This window comes from Candidatus Anaplasma sp. TIGMIC (assembly GCF_028204095.1).
Lineage (GTDB): Bacteria > Pseudomonadota > Alphaproteobacteria > Rickettsiales > Anaplasmataceae > Anaplasma.
In genome coordinates this window covers 1-6,027 of sequence record NZ_JAQLOH010000045.1, presented here as the reverse complement: position 1 = coordinate 6,027, position 6,027 = coordinate 1, and the positions used below count along the sequence as shown (strand labels likewise).

Below are 6,027 nucleotides of genomic sequence, written 5' to 3'. Positions count from 1 at the left end.
CCTAGGCTGTGCGCCACCCCCGTATCCGGGCCCGATAGTAGTACTGCTAGAGACACCATCACACTTCCTAAAGATAGTTTTCCTATTTCTTCACCTCATTTATGCAATATTAAACCTCTAGCTGTATCAAACTCACCAATTCAATGTGTTCATAAAAAAACACCTTCGTCCCGTCGAAGACACTGACCGTATCTCCACGACTTCGCTAGGTGGCCTGCGAAATTACTTCGTCGTCTTTAGTCGCGACTATAAATGTTCTTCGACACTTACTGAGCCTCAGAACCAAAACCGCGGCATCCTACATGCTGTAGGAACAGACATCTTCTGCCATGCGCGTACGCATACTGTTGCTCTGCTTTTTGTAGGACCACAGGTATTATTTACTAGTTGAAGAAAATATTACCTAATTGCCTCCTTGTTTGCGCGTCAAGATGCTTACACGGAGATTTTCACGATTGACGGAATAATTCCTCTACCACAACATCATGTAATAAATACCGGCCTTTCATCGAGATGTGTTCCACATTGCAATCCGTGAAGCAACCCGAATATGCGCGCGGTGCTGCGGTCATGTTCAAATATTTCAAATTAACGAGTAAAAATACAGTACAGCGTTCGCCCGGCGTTACTCAGTCATGTATTGCTGCTCAGGTGTCACCACTCTGATTGTTCCTCCACAATCCACAAAGCACGCTGCATAGTCATCCCTGCATGTGCCATCACATCTACTGGTATCGCAAAGACTCTTTGTAGAAGACGGAAAACAATCCAACCGAAACCCCGAATATATGTCGTTACTTGTGGAATAGCAGCTTCGGTAATCCGTAGCACACTTGAACGAACAAATGTGGTCTGTTCCGCATTGCGATGTGCACTCGTTCCTACTTCTGATACATTCTTGCTTCCTAGTCTCTCTGGGATAACAGCCTACGCTACCACAAACCGCATTTCCCACGAAGCCCACTATATTGTTCACCGTATTATGATACGACTCCTGCACTCTGCATTCTTCAGCTTGCTTGTTACACAACCTAAAACAATTGTTCTTCGCATACTCACACTGTGTGGTACAGGATATCCCCTCTTTATCTTCTGGAGGATCATAAACTACAAACTGCGGTGTTCTGCTTATGATGCATGAAGAAAGAAGAACCGACATCGTAATAGCGCTACAGGCGCCAATTTTTTTGCTAAAAAACCTTCCTGCCATAGTAAATATTGTAAATTTTTATACCATGGTACAAGAACGTACGGTAAAAAAACCCTTAGACCGTCAATACACGCGCAAAAGTTAGCGTGTTCTGTGGGCCTCTTCGAGATCTGCAATTATTTGTAGTTGAAAACTACCTTCTGCAAGATGCTCTCTTGATAATTGAGCGTACTGCAAAAACTCCCTGCTATTGCCCTCAAAAAAGTGCCTGTTCGCAAGTGCGTAATAATACATGCCAATTCTGCCTAATCTACCGTACACCAAAGACAGCTGTTTCCACACAAATGGATCATCTCGTTCTTGGCGTGTCACCTGCTCTAGGTATGGCAGTGCCTCACCCGGGTCCTTTAACAAAAACGCCTGTGCTAACTCAAGTTTAATTAGCATATCATTGGGGAGGTACGCTAAGGCAGCCTTGTAATCCAAAATGCATGAGTCTATATCCCCCAATTTGTACAGAATTTGCGCTCTGATCTCCCTAAGATATGGATCTGCCGGAGATAGATCAATCAAATGCCCCAGTTTTTCAAGTGCATCTTTTGTGTTTGCCTCTCTGTAATCAAGTATAGATTGCATATATTGCGACAGTTTTCGGTTCTTGAGGGTGTCTAACGGCATTAAAAATGCCTCAACTTTTTCTACAATCCTCGCGAAGTTTTCTCTGTCTTCCGCTGAAAAACCAACAACCTCCTTCTTGCGGCTATAGTTATACAGTTTACGCAGTCGTTGCTCGCTTAGTGGATGTGTCAGAAGGTATTCGTCTAAGTGCGCATATTGTTGTTCACTTTTGCCAAAGTGCCTAAGTACACGCAAAAGCCCTTCATGGCTATACCCAGCCGCATCAAGGTACTCCAGCGCAAATTGATCTGCTATCTCTTCTTGTGCACGACTGTATGCCAAAAATCTTCTTTGACTGATAGTACTGCTTCCTGCAATGATAGCCTGACCTATTTTTGGATCCACAGCAACCATCGCTACCATGCCCAAGATATATCCCAAGCTCTCTGCTAGAACGCCGCTGCGTCGCTCACTAGCGCGCTTCACTATGTGGTACTGAGACATGTGACCTATCTCGTGGGCTATGACACCTGCAACAACTTCGGGATCTTTTGAAAACCGCAGGAGGCCCTTATGGATGAAAATGTGGTTATTTGCTGTAACGAATGCATTTACCAGGTTGTCGTCAACGAGAAACACTTTGACAGTATCGGTATCGACCTTGGCGGAGCGGAATAGCGGTTCACTAATTTTTTTTATTACATTTTCAATCTCGCTATCTCGGAGCACCACTGTGCCAGAGCACCACGCTGGAGTCGATATGAGTATCATACAGAACAAAACTACATACGCCTTCATAAAACCAATACCCCCTACACGGCGTAACCATAATAGTTAAAAGAGTAAAAATACTCTATAATAAACGTCTCGATCTCTATTCTAGTGGCACTACGTTATAAAAAACTGGATTGCTGTGTTAAATCTTTGATTATGGGGTCGTGAAAGGTAACATATATGGGTCTTGAGCGATTAGGGATGGTAGCACAAATGCATACGGAAGATTTGGTAGAGCTCGTTGTGTCCGTATTGGACGAACATAGCGCCCATAACATAGTTTCGCTAGACGTTCGAGATAAGTGCCAACTGGCGGAGCACATGATTATCGCTTCAGGAAATTCTTCACACCATGTGAAAGCACTTGCGGAGTATGTAAAGAAAAAAGCATCCCCTTATCATAAATCCCGCATACAAGGTCTAAATGCTTGCAATTGGGTAGTAATGAGCTTGGGCAATGTAATAGTTCATATATTCCGCGATGAAGTAAGGCAGTATTACGACTTGGAAAGTCTGTGGAACACAGATGCTCCACAGGATACTCAGTACGGCACTGCGCACAGCCAATAAATAGATGTTTCTGTAATCTGTGAGCTGCACAGGTACCGGAGTTACTTTGGCCTGGTTTTGTTAATGTGCAAGTTAACCGTATTGTAATACTCCCACAGTTATTCTGCTCTAGGCGATTCCTTAAAGTACGGAAGGCCACTGGTATATACAGGCTGGAGCAGCATTATGCACGATTCCGTAGTTGCTCATAGAGCAGACGATGCAGTAATTGCAGTACAGCAAGACAATGTGTCGAAGACAGTAGTGATAACAGGCGTAAACGCTAGGGCTTTAAGGCTTCTGGGTTTTGACAACAGCAACATTTTGCTACATTCTCCCTTAAGCTCCATACTTGACGCCAAAACAAACGGTACCATTAGCAGCTACTTGGAGTACTCTGATAGTGGCGTAGATCTCGCAGATATCGTATCGAAAATTAGGGATTTCACATTCTTAAATGTCGTGTCTGAGGCGTTGCCCGTGCGCGCAAAAGTCTTTCGTACCGCTTCAAAGAAGAACTGCCTTAACTACGAGATTTTGATACGCGATACAAGCATATCGCAAAAACTAGATGCGTTTAGGCGCAAAAAATTACCTCCTGGTTCATCGTACAAGGTAGACCCGGATCTGGGCATACTGGACGTGGCGTCGACTCTTACAGAGGTAGGTATCATCTGCGATTTCGTGCAGTCAATGCATGTTGACGTAGTGCTGTCCGTCATGGCTATAGACGAGCCAATAAACAATGGAGAAAAGTCACTCAGTAACGTGAAGCATGTCCTGGTTAATACTCTTAGTGCAAATTTGAGATATTCAGACATAGTGGGTTCTCTGGAAGGCAACAAGTTCATGTTTGCACTTTTAGGCTGTAGCTTTGAGAATTCTTTTGCTGCCGTATCCAGAATACACAGTCGCGTAGCGGAAAAGCTATCCACTTTGTTTTCTGATGTGTCTGCATCTTGCGCGTATGCGTCGCTGAATATCGCTACCAACAATACCTTACTAGAAGATTTAAATAGTATCTTGTCGCTGTCACAAAAGAGCAGCCGTTCCGTTGTCCGGTCCTTGCATGTTGAGTCAACAACTCTGAAAAGAACCTGTTAGCAAACGGCATAAACCACTCGACGCTTGTCTGTCGCAGATTCGTGGTTAGAGCGAGGCTATGTATGACAGCGAGAGAACTATTATATCTGACTGGAGTGAAGAACTACGCTCTACATCACACGCACTGACCACGGGGTTTTGGCATGAGCTCTAGTATGTTGTCTGCAATTAACTAAGACACAGACCCAGCGTACCCGAGATAACTTTTTGTGGTTATCAAATTTTACCCAAACTGATGATTCTTAAAGAACATTTATACCGATATACAGGCTCTTACCAGCGCATATTTTCCGTCTGCTGTTATGCCACTGCAGGAAGATGCACCTCCACCAGGGCACTCTCCGTACTATAGCGGAACGTTGCACCGTACTCCTTACACAAAAGAGTCAGGAAGTACGCCTGCACGTTATGCGTGGTTAATTCACAACCTTCTTCCCGACTAAGCATTCTTTCGACATCTCTGTGCACAGACACTTCTGCAGCACAGAGCTTGAGCTGTATGTGCACTGTGTCATCAGTTCTGCACACTGAAACCGAAAGCCCAGTACCCTGTACCATGACCATGGCAGAAAAGAGCACAGCCTGTATTACCAAGCGATTGACTCGTTCCACCATATCTGCATCAGCAAACTGCGCAGCTATATTCCACTCAACAAGACACAAACCCCTTTTCTTTAGATACTTTTCTATATGACGCTGCGTGCTGCAGAAGCTCGAGTTATCCTCCGAACTGCAATAAGCCTGTCTTACAAGCCTGAACCTTGATATCATCCCATCCACAGCTTCCTCAAGCTGACCTTTCATGTCATCACACTCAGGGTCTTCGAGGAAACACTCTACCAAGCTCACTACGGAGCCGATTGACCCAGCAACATCGTGCAGCAATCGCGCCGCGAATACCTCCATGCTTGCAAGCCCGTCGGCCATTTTATGCTATATTTCGTGAAAGCAGCGGGTATTCTATAACATCCAACTTGTTAATCAAATAAATTTTTTGTACATGTTTCTTGGATCTGGTGCTACGCTGTCACAATTGTGATGTCTTTTTGCTATGAGTAAGTACCGGGATTCAGGGGTGGATATTGCCTCGGCCGATAAGCTCGTTGTTGAAATAAAACAGCTTGCTGCGGACACGAAAAGCGCAAACGTTATCTCTGATATAGGGGGGTTTGGCGCGGTATTTGACGTATTTGCGTCCGGGTGCAAGTATGTTGCCCCATTATTGGTATCATCCACAGATGGTGTCGGAACGAAGCTGCTCATCGCACAAGACACAAACAATCACAGATCTGTCGGAATAGACCTGGTGGCAATGTGTGTCAACGATATCCTGGCGCAAGGCGCTAAGCCGTTGTTTTTCCTGGATTATTTTGCAACAGGAGTCCTAGACAATAGCGTTGTGCTTGAGGTAGTAAAGGGCATAGCTGCGGGGTGTCGCATTGCCGATACCGCACTGGTTGGAGGCGAGACCGCAGAAATGCCGGGAATGTACTCTAAGGGGCATTATGACATTGCTGGCTTTGCAGTGGGTGTTGTGGAACGCAGTGAGATTCTACCTAAGTTGGGCAGAATCTTGCCGGGTGATATCATAATAGGGCTCTCATCTTCAGGCCTCCACTCTAACGGCTTTTCTCTGGTGAGGAAGATACTTCAAGATGTAGGTATATCCTACAGCAACCCATGTGCCTTTGATACCAAGCGAAGCTGGGCTGACGTTCTTCTCGAACCAACAAAAATATATACGGGCTCCGTGCTACCATCGTGCCATCTAGTCAAATCGATCGCCCACATAACCGGAGGAGGGCTGATAAACAATATCCCACGTGTACTGC

At 45.1% G+C, this 6,027-nt stretch carries 6 protein-coding genes; 3 read left to right on the top strand and 3 right to left on the bottom strand.

The window, feature by feature from the left end:
- Window positions 1–625: 625 nt before the first annotated feature.
- Together PGW94_RS04235 and PGW94_RS04230 are read right to left on the bottom strand one after the other, a co-directional pair.
- On the bottom strand, window positions 626–1,210 hold the full coding sequence (locus PGW94_RS04235) for a hypothetical protein (RefSeq protein ID WP_271758966.1): 585 nt from the start codon (window positions 1,208–1,210) through the stop codon (window positions 626–628).
- 81 nt (window positions 1,211–1,291) lie between these two features.
- Window positions 1,292–2,566 (bottom strand): M48 family metalloprotease, encoded by a 1,275-nt coding sequence (locus tag PGW94_RS04230; protein WP_271758964.1) that lies wholly within the window; start codon window positions 2,564–2,566, stop codon window positions 1,292–1,294.
- Between the two features lie 189 nt (window positions 2,567–2,755).
- Between PGW94_RS04230 and rsfS the strand changes: the two genes are divergently transcribed.
- Window positions 2,756–3,112, top strand: coding sequence for a ribosome silencing factor (rsfS, locus tag PGW94_RS04225; protein ID WP_271758962.1), 357 nt, complete (start codon window positions 2,756–2,758; stop codon window positions 3,110–3,112).
- A 165-nt stretch (window positions 3,113–3,277) separates the two neighbouring features.
- Complete coding sequence (locus PGW94_RS04220; RefSeq protein ID WP_271758960.1) at window positions 3,278–4,195, top strand: hypothetical protein; 918 nt, start codon at window positions 3,278–3,280, stop codon at window positions 4,193–4,195.
- A 300-nt stretch (window positions 4,196–4,495) separates the two neighbouring features.
- On the opposite strand, the gene PGW94_RS04215 is transcribed toward PGW94_RS04220, so the two are convergent.
- A complete protein-coding gene (locus PGW94_RS04215) occupies window positions 4,496–5,122 on the bottom strand; it encodes a histidine phosphotransferase family protein (RefSeq protein WP_271758958.1) in 627 nt (208 codons plus the stop codon).
- Window positions 5,123–5,246: 124 nt separating this feature from the next.
- Here PGW94_RS04215 and purM point away from each other — a divergent pair.
- Window positions 5,247–6,027 (top strand): phosphoribosylformylglycinamidine cyclo-ligase (purM, locus tag PGW94_RS04210; protein WP_271758956.1); only part of this gene is annotated, 781 nt, incomplete at its 3' end.

What these genes read in the sequence shown, in the direction of transcription:
- PGW94_RS04235 (WP_271758966.1), bottom strand. Translation starts at nt 1,210, where the DNA reads ATGGCAGGAAGGTTTTTTAGCAAAAAAATTGGCGCCTGTAGCGCTATT.
- PGW94_RS04230 (WP_271758964.1), bottom strand. Translation starts at nt 2,566, where the DNA reads ATGAAGGCGTATGTAGTTTTGTTCTGTATGATACTCATATCGACTCCA.
- rsfS (WP_271758962.1), top strand. Translation starts at nt 2,756, where the DNA reads ATGCATACGGAAGATTTGGTAGAGCTCGTTGTGTCCGTATTGGACGAA.
- PGW94_RS04220 (WP_271758960.1), top strand. Translation starts at nt 3,278, where the DNA reads ATGCACGATTCCGTAGTTGCTCATAGAGCAGACGATGCAGTAATTGCA.
- PGW94_RS04215 (WP_271758958.1), bottom strand. Translation starts at nt 5,122, where the DNA reads ATGGCCGACGGGCTTGCAAGCATGGAGGTATTCGCGGCGCGATTGCTG.